The sequence below is a fragment of the Streptomyces sp. NPDC044704 genome (assembly GCF_056433525.1).
In genome coordinates this window covers 329,847-343,948 of record NZ_JBWKGY010000002.1, presented here as the reverse complement: position 1 = coordinate 343,948, position 14,102 = coordinate 329,847, and the positions used below count along the sequence as shown (strand labels likewise).

At 74.3% G+C, this 14,102-nt stretch carries 15 protein-coding genes; 4 read left to right on the top strand and 11 right to left on the bottom strand.

The genetic code is table 11. From position 1 onward, the window contains the following. Positions 1–19: 19 nt before the first annotated feature. Positions 20–1,027, bottom strand: coding sequence for an ABC transporter permease (locus AC07B0_RS05920; protein ID WP_356870558.1), 1,008 nt, complete (start codon positions 1,025–1,027; stop codon positions 20–22). A 53-nt stretch (positions 1,028–1,080) separates the two neighbouring features. Further along, positions 1,081–1,881, bottom strand: coding sequence for a class II aldolase/adducin family protein (locus AC07B0_RS05915; RefSeq protein ID WP_469377422.1), 801 nt, complete (start codon positions 1,879–1,881; stop codon positions 1,081–1,083). 394 nt (positions 1,882–2,275) lie between these two features. On the opposite strand from AC07B0_RS05915, the gene AC07B0_RS05910 reads away from it, so the two are divergent. After that, complete coding sequence (locus tag AC07B0_RS05910; protein ID WP_478896934.1) at positions 2,276–2,683, top strand: PPOX class F420-dependent oxidoreductase; 408 nt, start codon at positions 2,276–2,278, stop codon at positions 2,681–2,683. A gap of 20 nt (positions 2,684–2,703) precedes the next feature. Here AC07B0_RS05910 and AC07B0_RS05905 read toward each other — a convergent pair whose 3' ends face one another. Both AC07B0_RS05905 and AC07B0_RS05900 read right to left on the bottom strand, forming a co-directional pair. Further along, the gene (locus AC07B0_RS05905; RefSeq protein ID WP_356870552.1) at positions 2,704–3,894 is read right to left on the bottom strand and encodes an acyl-CoA dehydrogenase family protein; all 1,191 of its coding nucleotides are present in this window, start codon (positions 3,892–3,894) and stop codon (positions 2,704–2,706) included. Between the two features lie 64 nt (positions 3,895–3,958). Continuing rightward, a complete protein-coding gene (locus AC07B0_RS05900; RefSeq protein WP_478896932.1) occupies positions 3,959–4,768 on the bottom strand; it encodes an ATP-grasp domain-containing protein in 810 nt (269 codons plus the stop codon). Positions 4,769–4,839: 71 nt separating this feature from the next. On the opposite strand from AC07B0_RS05900, the gene AC07B0_RS05895 reads away from it, so the two are divergent. Then, positions 4,840–5,376, top strand: coding sequence for a hypothetical protein (locus tag AC07B0_RS05895; protein ID WP_478896930.1), 537 nt, complete (start codon positions 4,840–4,842; stop codon positions 5,374–5,376). Here AC07B0_RS05895 and AC07B0_RS05890 read toward each other — a convergent pair. The 3 genes from AC07B0_RS05890 to AC07B0_RS05880 are packed head-to-tail and all read right to left on the bottom strand — an operon-like array spanning position 5,367 to position 7,693. Beyond that, positions 5,367–5,906 (bottom strand): hypothetical protein, encoded by a 540-nt coding sequence (locus AC07B0_RS05890; RefSeq protein ID WP_478896928.1) that lies wholly within the window; start codon positions 5,904–5,906, stop codon positions 5,367–5,369. The two genes, AC07B0_RS05895 and AC07B0_RS05890, sit on opposite strands and share 10 nt — an antisense overlap. A 51-nt stretch (positions 5,907–5,957) precedes the next feature. Continuing rightward, positions 5,958–6,794 (bottom strand): class II fructose-bisphosphate aldolase, encoded by an 837-nt coding sequence (locus AC07B0_RS05885; protein ID WP_467292417.1) that lies wholly within the window; start codon positions 6,792–6,794, stop codon positions 5,958–5,960. Then, on the bottom strand, positions 6,791–7,693 hold the full coding sequence (locus tag AC07B0_RS05880) for an SIS domain-containing protein (protein WP_356870544.1): 903 nt from the start codon (positions 7,691–7,693) through the stop codon (positions 6,791–6,793). Before AC07B0_RS05880 ends, AC07B0_RS05885 begins: the two co-directional genes overlap by 4 nt. Before the next feature lie 142 nt (positions 7,694–7,835). Between AC07B0_RS05880 and AC07B0_RS05875 the strand changes: the two genes are divergently transcribed. Next, complete coding sequence (locus tag AC07B0_RS05875; protein WP_356870542.1) at positions 7,836–8,615, top strand: DeoR/GlpR family DNA-binding transcription regulator; 780 nt, start codon at positions 7,836–7,838, stop codon at positions 8,613–8,615. A gap of 33 nt (positions 8,616–8,648) precedes the next feature. Here AC07B0_RS05875 and AC07B0_RS05870 read toward each other — a convergent pair whose 3' ends face one another. The 3 genes from AC07B0_RS05870 to tdh form a co-directional block, all read right to left on the bottom strand. Next, on the bottom strand, positions 8,649–9,563 hold the full coding sequence (locus AC07B0_RS05870) for a LysR family transcriptional regulator (protein ID WP_467292411.1): 915 nt from the start codon (positions 9,561–9,563) through the stop codon (positions 8,649–8,651). Positions 9,564–9,575: 12 nt separating this feature from the next. After that, positions 9,576–10,784, bottom strand: a complete 1,209-nt coding sequence (locus AC07B0_RS05865) for a glycine C-acetyltransferase (protein ID WP_356870538.1) — start codon at positions 10,782–10,784, stop codon at positions 9,576–9,578. A gap of 176 nt (positions 10,785–10,960) precedes the next feature. Next, the gene (gene tdh / locus AC07B0_RS05860; protein WP_356870536.1) at positions 10,961–11,989 is read right to left on the bottom strand and encodes an L-threonine 3-dehydrogenase; all 1,029 of its coding nucleotides are present in this window, start codon (positions 11,987–11,989) and stop codon (positions 10,961–10,963) included. Between the two features lie 213 nt (positions 11,990–12,202). Between tdh and AC07B0_RS05855 the strand changes: the two genes are divergently transcribed. Beyond that, positions 12,203–13,132, top strand: a complete 930-nt coding sequence (locus AC07B0_RS05855; protein WP_356870534.1) for an alpha/beta hydrolase — start codon at positions 12,203–12,205, stop codon at positions 13,130–13,132. Positions 13,133–13,150: 18 nt separating this feature from the next. Here the strand turns inward: AC07B0_RS05855 and AC07B0_RS05850 are convergent, their stop codons facing one another. Beyond that, positions 13,151–13,879, bottom strand: a complete 729-nt coding sequence (locus AC07B0_RS05850; protein ID WP_469377437.1) for a class I SAM-dependent methyltransferase — start codon at positions 13,877–13,879, stop codon at positions 13,151–13,153. Between the last annotated feature and the right edge of the window lie 223 nt (positions 13,880–14,102).

Here is a 14,102-nt window from a genome sequence, read left to right as displayed (position 1 = left end):
GTTTCGGTGCGGCGGCGGGTCAGCGCGCCGCGGCGGGCTGCGGTTCGCCGGTGCGGGCGGAGCCCTGGGCGGCGTCCTGCCGCGGGGCGGCGGGCTTCCGCCTGGAGCCGGCGTAGAGCAGGGTCAGGCCGACCAGCGCCCAGACGGCCAGGACGAGGACCGGGCCGCCCGCTCCGGCTCCGTCGAACGGGCCGGCGGTGCGCAGCAGGCCGGCGGCGGCGCCCGCGGGCAGGAACTGGCCGATGGTGCCGAGCGGCTGCGGCAGCATTTCCGGGGCGGAGGCCAGGCCGGAGAGCGGGTTGCCGATGACGAACATGAGGACCGCGCCGACGGCGATGCCGGGCGGGCCGACCAGCGAGCCGAGGCCGGTGATGACCCCGACCATGGCCAGCTCCAGCAGGGCCACGATGCCGGCGTTGACGAAGTAGTTGCCCGGCAGGACCCCGCTCAGGTGGGTGAGCATGAGGGAGCTGAGCAGGCCGGAGAGGACCGCGAACCCGATGACGCCCATGAACTTGGCGGCCGCGCCGCGCACTTTGAGGACGAAGAGCAGGCCGGCGATGACGGCGGTGATCAGCAGGGGCAGGAAGCCCATGGACAGGCCCGCTCCGTGCGGGTCGTCGGGGTCGGCGGGCACCACGTCGGTGACGTGGACCGGTCCCCCGGCGAGCTGCTGCGCCCGGCCGGTGAGGTTCTGGGCGACGGTGGGCGAGGCGGCGGAGGCGAGGTGCAGTTCGAGTCCGTCCGCGGTCGGCAGCAGGGCGCCGTACGCCTTCCGCTCGCGCAGCGCGGCGTCGGCTTCCTCGGCGGTGGCGGCGCCCTTGATCTCGTACGCGCCCGGGGCCGCCTCGCGCAGCCGCTCGGTGAGCTGTTCGGAGCCCTGGGCTGCGACCACGAGGACGGGCAGGTCGCGCGGGGCGGCGTGGGAGGCCGACCACGAGAACCAGCCGCCGATGACGAACTGCACGATCGCGACGATGACGAGGATGGTGCGCGCTTCCGCGCGCGGTGAGGCAGTTGAGCTCATGATTGCTTCCTGGATCTGGTGCGGCCGGCGGGTCTGCGCGTCGCTGCCCGTCGCTACTCGTCGAGCAGGTCGGGCTGTTCGGCCGTGATCTCGTCCCACATGATCTGGAAGCTGTAGCGGCCGAGCTGCTCGTCGCCGAAGCCGTCGCGGGCCAGGAGGGCCTGCTCGTGGGACATGGGGACGGGCCGGCCGGCGGCGAGGGCGAGCAGCTGGACCTGGGCGCAGCTCTCGTAGGTGAAGAACCAGTGGACGGCTTCCTCCAGGGAACCGCCCACGGTGATCAGCCCGTGGTGGCGCAGCAGCATGGCGCGCTTGGCGCCGAGGCGGTCCGCGATGTCCTGGCCGTGCTCGATCTTGATGGCCGGGCCCTCGTAGTCGCCGTAGAGGACCTGGTCCTGGTAGAAGGCGGCGGACTCCTGGTCGTAGGGCTCCAGCAGCCGTTCCAGGGCGCCGAGGGCGCGGGCGTGGACGGTGTGGCCGTGCGCGATGGCGTTGGCCTCGGGGCGCTCGTGGATCTTGGAGTGGATGGTGAAGGCGCTCGGGTTGACCTTGCCGGTGCCGTCGACGACGCGGCCGGTCGCGTCGACGCGGATCAGGTCGGCCACGCGGACCCGGTTGAAGGAGACGCCGAAGGGGTTGACCCAGAAGGTGTCCAGGTCCTCGGGGTCGCGCACGGAGATGTGGCCGGATATGCCTTCCGCGTAGCCCGCCTTGCCGAACAGGCGCATGGCGGCGGCCAGTCGCTGCTTGCGGTGGCGGCGTTCGTCCGCGGCGGAGGTGAAGACCGGGTCGGCCGGGATGGGCAGGCCGGTGTGGGTGTCGGCGATGAAGGCGGCCGCGGTGGTGGTGGACACGCTCATGTCTCCTGGAAGTTCGGTACGGGCCCCCGCCCCACGCCCGCGCCGGGGCATGGCGAAGCCGGTCTGCGGGTAGGTGGGATCGGCACCGAAACCCCTGGTCAGTGGGGGTTCGGCGCGCTGGGAGGGCGTCAGCTCCTGCACCTGAATCCTGACCCACGCAGGCGTGCGTTTTCGGCCTCGGCGGCCGCTGCGCGGCTTCATAACCGTGCGATTCACATTTGCGCAGCGGCCCCGATTACGGACGTACCGCCAGAAAACGCCGCTCCGTACGGATCGCGGGCGTAAGAAACGCGCCGTCGGCCCGCCTTTCGCGGGCCGTCCGTTGCCGATCCCCGCTGACGGCCGTTGGTCGGGGGACAGCAGCCAGCCGAGGGAAGGAACCCGCCCCGTGTCCGCCGAACTCTCCGACGACCTGAAGAAACTCATCGACGACAGCCCGGTCTTCGCGACCGTGGCCACGATCCAGCCGGACGGCAGCCCGCAGCTGTCCGTCACCTGGCTCGGCCGGGACGGCGACGAACTGCTGGTCTCCACGACCGTCGGCCGCCGCAAGGAGAAGAACCTGCGCACCGACCCGCGGATCACCGTCATGATCAACCCGCACAACGCGCCCTACACCTACGCGGAGGTCCGCGGCACGGCCACGCTGACCACGGAGGGCGGGCAGGAACTGATCGACGAGCTGTCGCGCAAGTACACGGGCAAGGACTACGCGGACTTCAACCCGGCGGCGGCGGACGACGCCGACCGCGTCGTCGTCCGCGTCACCCCGCGCAAGGTCGTCGGCTCCCTCTGACGCGCCCCCGCGCCGTCGCGTCAGCGGCGGACGCGGGGCATGCCCAGGCCGATCCAGGAGATGATCTCGCGCTGGATCTCGTTGTTGCCGCCGCCGAAGGTGAAGATCACGGCGCTGCGGTAGCCGCGTTCGAGTTCGCCGTGCAGGACCGCGCCCGCGGACCCGTCCTTGAGGGAGCCGGCCGCGCCGACCACCTCCATCAGCCACGCGTACGCGTCCCTGCGCGCCTCGGAGCCGTACACCTTGACGGCGGAGGCGTCCTGCGGGGTGAGGGTGCCGGACTGCACGGCGTTCACCATCTGCCAGTTGAGGAGCTTCATCGCGTCGAGGCGGGCGTGGGTGCGGGCCAGACGGCCGCGCACCCAGGACAGGTCGATGACGCGGCGGCCGTCGGCGAGCTTGGTGCCGGCGGCCCAGCGCTGCACGTCGTGCAGGGCGCGGATGGCCATGGTGCCGTGGGCCGCGAGGGTGACCCGCTCGTGGTTGAGCTGGTTGGTGATCAGGCGCCAGCCCTTGTTCTCCTGGCCGACGCGGCGGCTCGCGGGGACCCGGATGTCCTCGTAGTAGCTGGCGGTGGTGTCGTGCGACGCGAGCGTGTTGATGAGGGTGCAGGAGTAGCCGGGGTCGGCCGTCGGCACGAGGAGCATCGTGATGCCCTTGTGCGCGGGGGCGGCGGGGTCGGTGCGGACGGCGAGCCAGACCCAGTCGGCCGTGTCGCCGTTGGTGGTCCAGATCTTCTGACCGTTGACCACGTAGGTGCCGCTCTCCTCGTCCCCCTCGCGGACGGCCTTGCACTTGAGCGCGGCCAGGTCCGTGCCGGCGTCCGGCTCGCTGTAGCCGATGGCGAAGTCGATCTCCCCGGCGAGGATCCTGGGCAGGAAGTACGCCTTCTGCTCCTCGGTGCCGAACTGCATGATGGTCGGGCCGACGGTGTTCAGGGCCATCAGCGGCAGCGGGACGACCGCCTGCGCCGCTTCGTCGAAGAAGATGAACTGGTCCATGGGCGACATCCCGCGCCCGCCGTACTCCTCGGGCCAGCCGACGCCGAGCCAGCCGTCCGCGCCCAGCCGGCGGATCGTCTCCCGGTAGAAGCGCTTCTGGGCAGCCGGTTCCCCGTAGCGGGCGGACACGTCCTGCGGTACGAGCTCGGCGAAGTAGGCGCGCAGTTCGGTGCGCAACCGCTGCTGCTCAGGCGTGTATTCGAGGTGCACGGCCCCTCCGGGAGTCTCGCGGTCCAGCCGGTCTCTGTGGTGGCGGCGGTCAGAGTAGAACCCGTTACAAGAATTCGGAAGGCCCGGCGGGGGCCGGGCGCGCGAAGGCGCGGTCCGCGTCCGCCGCTTCGGTGGCGGGTCCGGCCGCGCGGCACACCACGTCCAGCACCCGTTCCGGGTCGCAGGCGTAACCGCCGCTGGCCCAGGCCGGGTTCGCCTCGACGGCCGCCCAGACGCCGTCCTGGAGCAGGCCCACGTCGACCACCGAGGCCGAGGGCAGCCGGCAGGCGGAATCGGCGAGGAGCTCCGCGGCGAAGGCCCGGACCTCCGCCGCGTACGGGTCCTCGTCCAGCGGCAGCGGATCGAGGGCGGGACCGACGGCGTACCGGCTGCCGGTGTGCACCGCGCCGTCGAGGACGAACAGCCGGTACTCGCGGGCGAAGCAGGCGATGTCGCTCACCAGCACGGGCAGGTCGTCGTCGAAGGCGTCCGGGCCGGGCAGCCGCGAGCCGTCGGGGTAGATCCGGGCCGGGAAGAACTTGTCGGTCGGCGGTTTGACGAAGGCGGGACGGCGCAGCCGCCGGGCCTCCGCCAGCGTGACGGACTCGACCTGCCGCCCCGACAGCTCCCGCGGCAGCCGGGCCAGCCAGTCAGCCGGGGGCTCCAGCGGCAGCACGCCCAGTTCCCCGGCCACGGAGTCGGCGAGCAGCGGCCCCCCGTACAGGTGCGCCGGCCCGGCGGCGGGCGCGGCGGCCGGCACCCTCCAGTCCCGGGCGGTCAGGACGCGCAGCCCCCGGCGGGCGGCGGCCGCGCCGAGTCGGGGCGCGGTGTCGTTGGGGCGGGGGGCGAGGAGCAGGACGCGGTCGGTGGTCATGCCCCCATCCTGCCGCCGGCCCGGATCCGCGGGCCGCACCGGGAGTCCGCCGGGTAGGGTCACCGCTCGTGATGGACGCGGAGGCAGTGGTGGCGGGCAGTGAGGTCGTCGTGGAGTGCCCGGGGGTCCGCAGCCGCTACGGCGGCGCCCCGGTCCCCTTCCGGCTGCGCCGGCGGGCGTCCGACGGTCAGTGGCTGTTCGAGGTGGGGACCTGGCTCGACGCGGTGCCGTTCCTGGCCGGCGTGGCTCCGCGGGAGGGCGTACGGGCCTTCGCGCAGGGGATCCTGGACACCCTCGCGGAGGGCGGCGGCGAACCCGACTTCACGCTCTTCGACGACGGCCGCACCGAGCTGACGGCGACCGTGGGCTACGGCCCCGGGCCGTACCTCGCGCTCCAGGCCGTCTTCGACCCCGCGCAGGACCGGGTGGGGACCTCGGAGAAGGGCGAGGCCCTGTACGCCAATCCGTTCGGCTGGTGCCTGGCGGAGCTGGGGGAGATCGACCCGGCCGAGCCGGCGGCCCTGACCGCGTTCGCCCGGGCGCTGCTCGCGGCCCTGGACGGCCCGGTCACCGCTCCCCTGCGGCGGGGCGGCGCCGGTCAGGTGTAGCGGAAGAGGACGTCGAACCAGACGAGGTCGCGCGCCGCGTCGAGGCGGTAGGTGCCCGAGGGCTGTACGGAGGCCCCGGGCCGGTTCGCCGCCCGGTCGAAGTCGGGGCTGCCCTGCCACCGCGCCCCGGCGGGTACGTGGGGCTCCAGCGGGGCGGGCAGGTCGGGGAGCCCGGCGGGGGCGAAGGCGTGGCCGGGGCGGGCCAGGACCTCGGCGGCGGCTCCGGCCCGCATCCGGGCGATGCCGACGAGGCGGATGCGGGAGTCCGGGCTGGGCAGGTAGCGGTCGGCGGAGGAGGCGTCGACGTCGTAGCCGAGCCAGTGCGGGTCGGAGAGGGGCCCGAGGGCGTGCTCGAAACGGCTGTTGAGGGGGGCGGGGTCGGTGCGGACGCGCCGCCGGTCCGGTTCGGGCTCCGGCTCGGGCCACAGGACAGCCACCCCGACCGCCCCGGCGGCGCCGAGGAGCAGGGCGGCGGCGCCGGTGAGGGCGAGGAACCGGCGCCGGCCGGTGCGGCCGCTCTGTTCGTCCATGGTCCCCGCTCCCCCGCTCCCCGCCGACGCCCTCGCGGCCGTCGCGCCCGGTCAGTTCAGGGCGCTGATCATAGCCTCGGCCGTGGCCGCCATGGCCGTGCGGGCGGCCGTGAGGTACGGGCGGGGGTCCGCCGGGGTCAGGTGGGTGCGGATGGCCTCGGTCATGGCGACGTTGAGGGCGGTGCCGATGTTGACCTTGCGGATGCCGCCTGCCACCGCCGCGGCCAGTTCCGCGTCCGGGAGGCCGGAGGAGCCGTGCAGCACCAGCGGTACGTCGACCGTCTTGGTGAGCCGGGCCAGCAGCGCGTGGTCCAGTGCGGCGGTGCGGCGGGTCATGGCGTGGCTGCTGCCGATGGCGACGGCGAGGGCGTCCACTCCGGAGTCGGCGACGAACCGGCGCGCCTCGTCCGGGTCGGTACGGGCGCCCGGCGCGTGCGGGTCCAGCGGGGCGGCGCCGTTCTTCCCGCCGACCTCGCCCAGTTCGGCCTCGATCCACAGCCCGTGGGCGTGGGCCCAGTCCGCGGCGGAGCGGGTGGCCTCCAGGTTCTCGCCGTACGGCAGGTGCGCGGCGTCGTACATCACCGACCCGAAGCCGGCGTCGGCGGCCTGCCGCAGCAGGTCGGGGCTCTTGACGTGGTCGAGGTGCAGCCCGACGGGCACCCGGGCGGCTTCGGCGCAGGCCGCGGCGGCGCGGGAGATGGGCAGCAGGGCTCCGCCGCGGAACTTCACCGCGTTCTCGCTGAGTTGCAGGATGACGGGGAGCCCGGCCCGTTCGGCGCCCTCGACGACGGCCTCGGCGTGTTCCAGGGTGATGATGTTGAAGGCGGCGACGGCGCGGCCGGCGGCGGCCGCCTCCGCGACGAGGGTTCCGGCGGCGGCGAGGGTCATCGGACCGCTCCCTCGGCGTCGGTGAGGATGACCGAGCGGGTCAGGTTGCGGGGCGCGTCGGGGTCGAGTTCACGGTGCGCGGCGACGGCGACGGCCAGCCGGTGCACGCGGACCAGTTCGGCGAGCGGGTCGAGCCCGCCGGGTACCCAGGTGGCGCCGGTGCCGAGGACCTGTTCGGCGATCCCGTCGGGGGCTTCGTCCAGCGACCAGGTCACGGAGCCGGGGCCGGTGACGCTGACGGGGCCGTGCCGGTACTCCATGGCCGGGTAGGACTCGGCCCACGACAGGGAGGCCTCGCGCATCTTCAGGGCGGCCTCGTGCGCCAGGCCCACGCTCCAGCCCCGGCCGAGGAAGGTGAACTGGCCCCGGGCTTCGAGTCCGGCGGGCAGGGGGGCGGCGAGCGCGGTGCGGGCGTCGGCGACGACGGCCGGGGTGTGCGCGCCCGCGTGGGCCCGCAGCAGGGTGAGGGCCGTGGTGGCGAAGCGGGTCTGCACGACCGAGCGCTCGTCGGCGAAGTCGAGGACGACCAGCTCGTCCGCGAGGGCGATCACCGGGGTGTCGGGGTCGCCGATGACGGCGGTGGTAGCCACCCCGGCGTCGCGGAGTCCGGCGAGGAGGTCCAGTACCTCCGTGGTGGTGCCGGACCGGGTCAGGGCCACCACCCGGTCGTAGCGGCGGTGACGGGGGAACTCGGAGGCGGGGAAGGCGTCGGTCTCGCCCTGTCCGGCTTCCTCGCGGAGCACGGCGGCCGCCTGGGCCATGTAGTAGGAGGTTCCGCACCCGACGAACGCGGTACGCTCCCCCGGCCTCGGCAGTACGGCCCGCCGGGCCGGGGCCAGTTCGGCGGCCCGCTCCCAGCATTCGGGCTGCGTGGCCAACTCGTACGCGACGTGACTCATGCGGGCTCCCTGCGCGTTGGGTGCGTGTTCTTGCAAGGTAGCGGGCGCTTTCGCGCAACTTCAAGCATCTACCGGGTGATGGCCTGGGTTAATCTCGACGACCGGGCCGAAACGGAGGCCGGGGAGAGCTGGGGAGGGCGCCATGACCCGCAAGGAACGCTGGCAGAGACTGCTGGATCTGCTGGTGGAGCGGGGCGGGCTGGAGGTGGAGCCGGCCGCCGGGGCACTCGGCGTGTCCGCCGCGACGATCCGCCGCGACCTCGACCAGCTCGCCGAGCAGCAGTTGCTGGTCCGTACGCGCGGCGGGGCGGTGCCGCACGGCGTGTCGTACGAACTCCCCCTGCGCTACCGGACCTCGCGCCGGGCCGCCGAGAAGCAGCGGATCAGCGAGGCGGTGGCCGCGCTGATCGCCCCGGGCGAGGTCGTCGGGCTGACCGGCGGCACCACGACGACGGAGGTGGCCCGCGCGCTGGCCGCCCGCCCGGACCTGGCCACGGGTTCCCCGGCGCTCACCGTGGTCACCAACGCCCTGAACATCGCGGGCGAACTGGTGATCCGACCCCAGTTCAAGATCGTCCTGACGGGCGGGGTGGCCCGCCCCCAGTCGTACGAACTCACCGGCCCGCTGGCCCAGCAGACGCTCGCTCAGCTCACCGTGGACACCGCGGTGGTCGGGGTCGACGCCTTCGACGCGGCGGACGGCGCCGCCACCCGGCACGAGGACGAGGCGGCGGTGAACAGCCTGCTCTGCGAGCGGGCGCGCCGCCTGGTCATCGCCGCGGACTCCTCGAAGCTCGGGGTGCGCGCCTTCGCCCGGATCTGCGCCACCGCCGCCGTGGACGTCCTGGTGACGGACACGGCCCTCTCGGACGCGGACGCCCGCCCGTTCCGCGCGGCGGGCGTAGAGGTGGTGCGGGTGTAGGAGCGGGCGGGCCGGATCAGGGCCCCGGCGGCGTCAGGGCGCCGGTACGCGCTCCGCCTCGCGGGACAGGGCGGCCAGCACCGGGGCGATCAGGGGGTGGGACTCGGCGCCGCGCCGGGTGGCGGCGAAGACGCGGCGGGTGGCGGCGGGGCCGGCGACCGGGCGGACGCGGACCTCCTTGAGGTCCATGCCGCGCAGCGCCGAACGCGGCACCAGCGCCACTCCGGCGCCGGCCCCCACCAGGGCGGTCACCGCGCGGAAGTCGTCGGAGGAGTGCAGGAACCGGGGCTGGAACCCGGCCAGTTCGCACGCCAGCAGGGTGACGTCGTGGCAGGGGTTGCCCGGGTACTGGCCCACCCAGTCCGAGTCGGAGAGGTCCGCCAGCGCGACGGCGGGGAGATCGGCCAACGGGTGGCCGGCCGGGAGGACCGCGTCGAAGGGTTCGGCGTACAGCGGCACGACCGACAGCCGGCCGTCGTCGGCGCCCGGGGCGCCCCGGTACTCCACGGCCAGCGCGAGGTCGGCCTCGCCGTCGAGGAGCAGCGGCAGGCTCTGGTCGCCCTCCGCGTCCCGGACGCGGAGCCGGATGCCCGGGTGCTCCCGCGCCAGCCGGGAGATCGCGGGGGCCAGGACCTCGGCAATGCCGGTCGCGAAGGCGGCGACGGTGACCTCGCCCGCCGCTCCGCCCGCGTACGCGGCGAGTTCGGCCTCGGCGCGCTCCAGCTGGGCGAGCACCTCGTGCGCGTGGCCCAGCAGGATCTCCCCGGCGGCGGTGAGCCGTACGCCGCGGCCGCTGCGGGTCAGCAGGACGTGGCCGGTCTCCTGCTCCAGTGCCGCGAGCTGCTGGGAGACGGCGGACGGGGTGAGGTACAGGGCTGCGGCCGCGGCGGTCACCGTACGGTGGTCCGCCACGGCCCGCAGGATGCGCAGCCGGCGGGGGTCGATCACCCCCCTATGATGTCAGCCCTGAGCAGCGGAGAGAGCCGTACGGGCGTCCACGAACGCGGCCACCGCGCGCTCCACGTCGGCCGTCGAGTGGGCCGCCGAGAGCTGCACGCGGATGCGGGCCGCGCCCAGGGGCACGACCGGGTACGAGAAGCCGATCACGTAGACGCCGCGCTCCAGCAGCAGCTCCGCCATCTTCGCCGCCTCGGCCGCGTCGCCGATCATGACGGGGGCGATGGCGTGGTCGCCGGGCAGGATCTCGAAGCCCGCCTCGGTCATCTTCGAACGGAAGAGCGCGGTGTTGGCGGCGAGGTGCTCGCGCAGGTCCCCGGCCGACTCCAGCAGGTCCAGGACCTTCAGGGAGGCCGCGGCGATCACCGGGGCGAGGGAGTTGGAGAAGAGGTAGGGGCGCGAGCGCTGGCGCAGCAGTTCCACGATCTCGGCGCGGGCCGCGACGTAGCCGCCGGAGGCGCCGCCGAGCGCCTTGCCGAGGGTGCCGGTGATGATGTCGACGCGGTCCATGACCCCGTGCAGTTCGGGGGTGCCGCGGCCGCCGGGGCCGACGAAGCCCACGGCGTGCGAGTCGTCGACCATGACCATGGCGTCGTACCGGTCGGCGAGGTCGCAGATCTCGGCGAGGGGGGCGACGTAGCCGTCCATGGAGAACACGCCGTCGGTGACGATCAGCTTGCGGCGGGCGCCGCCCTCGGTGGCTTCCTTCAGCCGGGTCTCCAGCTCGGCGAGGTCGCGGTTGGCGTACCGGAAGCGGCGGGCCTTGGAGAGGCGGATGCCGTCGATGATCGAGGCGTGGTTGAGGGCGTCGGAGATGACCGCGTCCTCGGCGCCGAGGAGGGTCTCGAAGACACCGCCGTTGGCGTCGAAGCAGGAGGAGTAGAGGATCGTGTCCTCCTGGCCGAGGAACGAGGACAGCCGTGCCTCCAGCTCCTTGTGGACCTCCTGCGTGCCGCAGATGAAGCGGACGGAGGCCATGCCGTAGCCCCAGCGGTCCAGCGCGTCCTTCGCCGCGGCGACGACCTCGGGGTGGTCCGCGAGTCCGAGGTAGTTGTTGGCGCAGAAGTTGAGGACCTCGCCCGGGGCGCCGCCCGCGGTCACGGCGACGGCGGCGTTCTGCGGGGTGCCGATGACGCGCTCGGGCTTGTGCAGGCCCGCTGCGCGGATCTCGTCGAGGGTGGAGCGGAGGTCCTCGCGGACGGACTCGAACATGATGCGGTTCTCCTAGTGCGGTGTGCCGGTGCCGGTGCCGCCCGGCGGACGGAGGAGGACGGGAAGGAGGGGGCCGGGCCCCGCGGAGGGGGGAGGGTGTGCGAGGCCCGGCCGGAGGGAGATGGTCTCGGGGCGGGCCGGGGATCCGGACCCGGGCGGGGGCCGAGCCCCGCCGCTTACGCCGTCCAGTCCAGGATGATCTTGCCGCTGCGGGCGGTGGCGGCCTCGTCGAAGGCGGCTTCGAAGTCGCGGTGCGAGTAGCGGCCGGTGATGACCGGGGACAGGTCCAGCCCGCCCTCCAGCAGCACGGTCATCGCGTACCAGGTCTCGAACATCTCGCGGCCGTAGATCCCCTTGATGGTGATCATCGAGGTGACGACCTTCGCCCAGTCGACAGGGAATTCCTGGGCCGGCAGGCCCAGCATGGCGATGCGCCCGCCGTGCGTCATGTTGTCGATCATGTCGCGCACGGCCTCGGCGCGGCCCGACATCTCCAGGCCGATGTCGAAGCCCTCGCGCAGGCCGAGCTGCGCCTGCGCGTCGGCGATCGAGGACTCGGCGACGTTGACCGCGAGGGTGGCTCCGGCCTTGCGGGCGATTTCGAGGCGCTCGGGGCTGACGTCGGTGATGACCACGTTGCGCGCACCGGCGTGCCGGGCCACGGCCGCGGCCATGATGCCGATCGGGCCGGCGCCGGTGATGAGCACGTCCTCGCCGACCAGCGGGAAGGACAGCGCGGTGTGCACGGCGTTGCCGAACGGGTCGAAGATGGCCGCCACGTCCAGGTCCACGGCCGTCCGGTGCACCCACACGTTCTGCGCGGGCAGGACCACGTACTCGGCGAAGGCGCCGTCGCGCCCCACGCCGAGACCGATCGTGCTGCGGCACAGGTGGCGGCGTCCGGCCAGGCAGTTGCGGCACTTTCCGCACACCAGGTGGCCCTCGCCGCTGACCAGGGCGCCGATCTCGATGTCGCGGACGTCCGCGCCGAGCGCCGCGACCTCGCCGACGAACTCGTGGCCGAGGACGAGCGGGGTCTTGACGGCGCCCTGCGCCCAGCCGTCCCAGGAACGGATGTGCAGGTCGGTCCCGCAGATGCCGGTCCGCAGCACCCTGATCAGCACGTCGCCGGGGCCGTATTCGGGCTCGGGGACGTCCATGAGCCACAGCCCGGGCTCGGCCTTGTGCTTGACGAGTGCCTTCATGGGTGGCTCCAGGCATGCGGAAGGGGGCGCCGGGGCCGCTGGGGCGCGGGTGGCGTCGGTGACGTGCACCAATGTGCCGAGCGGCGTGGTGATCAGTCCATCGAGACTTTCTTAAGCGGGTCGACAGCGCAGCTTCACGCCTATGCTCCTCAGGTGACGGGGCAGGGGCCCGGGACCGGGGTCCGGGGCAGGGGAAAAGGGGAGGTGAGGGGCGTGCCGAGTCTGCGCAGCAGGGCGCTTTCGGCCGCGCTGATCGCGACGGGACGGCGAAGACGGTTCGCCAGTGCCGAGGCGGTACGGGCCAGGGTCGCGGAAACGGCCCGCAGGCCCTCGTCCCACCTGCCGCCGCGCTCGCTGGGCCGGGTCGCGGAGGTCTCGCGGACCTTCGTCGGGGCCTGGCCGGTCTACGACGCCTCCCCGCGCGGGGAGGAGCCGGTGACGCGGGTGCTGTACGTGCACGGCGGCGCGTACATCAACGAGCTGGTCCGGCCGCACTGGTCGCTGATCCGCACCCTGGTCACCCGGGCGCGGGCCCGGGTCGTCGTACCGGCGTACATCCTCGCCCCGCGCGGCACCGCGGACCGGACGGTCCCGGTGGCCACCGATCTGCTCAGCGGCCTGATCGAGAGCGGCGGCGCCGGCGGGACGGTGCTGATCGGGGACTCCGCGGGTGCGGGGCTGGCGCTGGCCGCCGCGCAGCGGCTGCGGGAGCGGACCGGCGCGCAGCCGTCCCGGATCGTGCTGATCTCCCCCTGGCTGGACGTGACGATGAGCCATCCCGGCCAGGCGGCGATCGAGCCGGGCGACCCGATGCTGGCCCGGCCGGGACTGGTGGAGGCCGGCCGGCTGTACGCGGGCACGCTCGCCGCCGACGACCCCCGGGTGAGTCCGCTGCACGGGTCGTTCGCCGGGCTCGCGCCGCTGACGGTGTTCACGGGGACCCGGGACGTGCTCAGCACCGACAGCCGCGAGCTGCTGAACCGGGCCCGCGCGGCCGGGGCCGAGGTGGAGTGGCACGAGGAGCCGGGCCTGCCGCACGGGTACCCGCTCATGCCGCTCCCGGAGGGCCGGGCGGCCCGGGACCGGATCGTCGAGCTGGTGCGGGCGACCGCCACGGACGGTGCTCCTCCGGACCGGCCCTGAGGGGGTGGTCCGGGGGCATCAGGCCGTGCAGGTCATCAGGGAGCTGACCGGCCAGGCGCGGTAGGCCGTCCAGTAGGCCTCGTCGCGGGCGGCGTCGGCGGGCGGGGTCCGGCTGGGCTGCCAGCCGACGGTGCTGAAGCCGGCGTCGACCGCGGCTTCGGCGAAGTCGGCGTGCGCCCATTCGCGGTATTCGAAGTGCAGCGGGGGTTCGGTGAGGAACTGGGCCTTGAGCAGCGGCGGCGCGTCCCCGTCCGGGACCCGGTCGAGGATGCGCATCCCGTAGGGGGACCAGTCCACCCGCGGGAAGGCGCCGGGGTTGCGGACGAGCGTGAGCAGCCGCCCGCCGGGCCGCAGGTTGGCTCGGATCCCGCGGAACATGGCGTGCAGGGAGTCCCGGTCGGGGGCGTGGCTGAACAGGTAGACGGCGGTGGCCAGGTCGAAGGGGCCGAGCTTCGGCATGGAGGCGGCGTCGGCCACGACGAACTCCACGCCGCCCGCCCCGCCCGCGCCCTGCCGTTCGCGGGCGAGGCGGACGCGGTCCGGGCAGTTGTCAACGCCCACGGTCCGCCGGGCGCCGCCGCTCGCCAGCAGTCCGGCGGAGCCGCCGTGCCCGCAGGCGACGTCGAGGGTGTCGAGGTCGCGGACCCCGCCGAGGGCGTCGAGGGCGGTGCGGAGCGTGAAGGCGTCGGCCGCCGAGAAGGCCGCGCCGGGCGCCGGGTGCGGGGACGTGTCGTACGGCTGGTGCATGCCGGCATGCCTCCCCGGCGGGGGCGCGGGTGACGGCCGGGTCGGCGGTGCGTCCCTCGGACGGGGGAGGCGTTCGGGTCAGTCGCTGCGGCGTACGGGGCCCCGCGCGACGGGGCCGGACCGCCCGGGCGGTCCGTGCGGGCGCGGCAGGGAGCGCGCCCGGGGCGCCGGTCCCCTCCCCCGCGGGCGCCTCGCGGACCGGGCGCGGGGGGGGCGGCCCGGG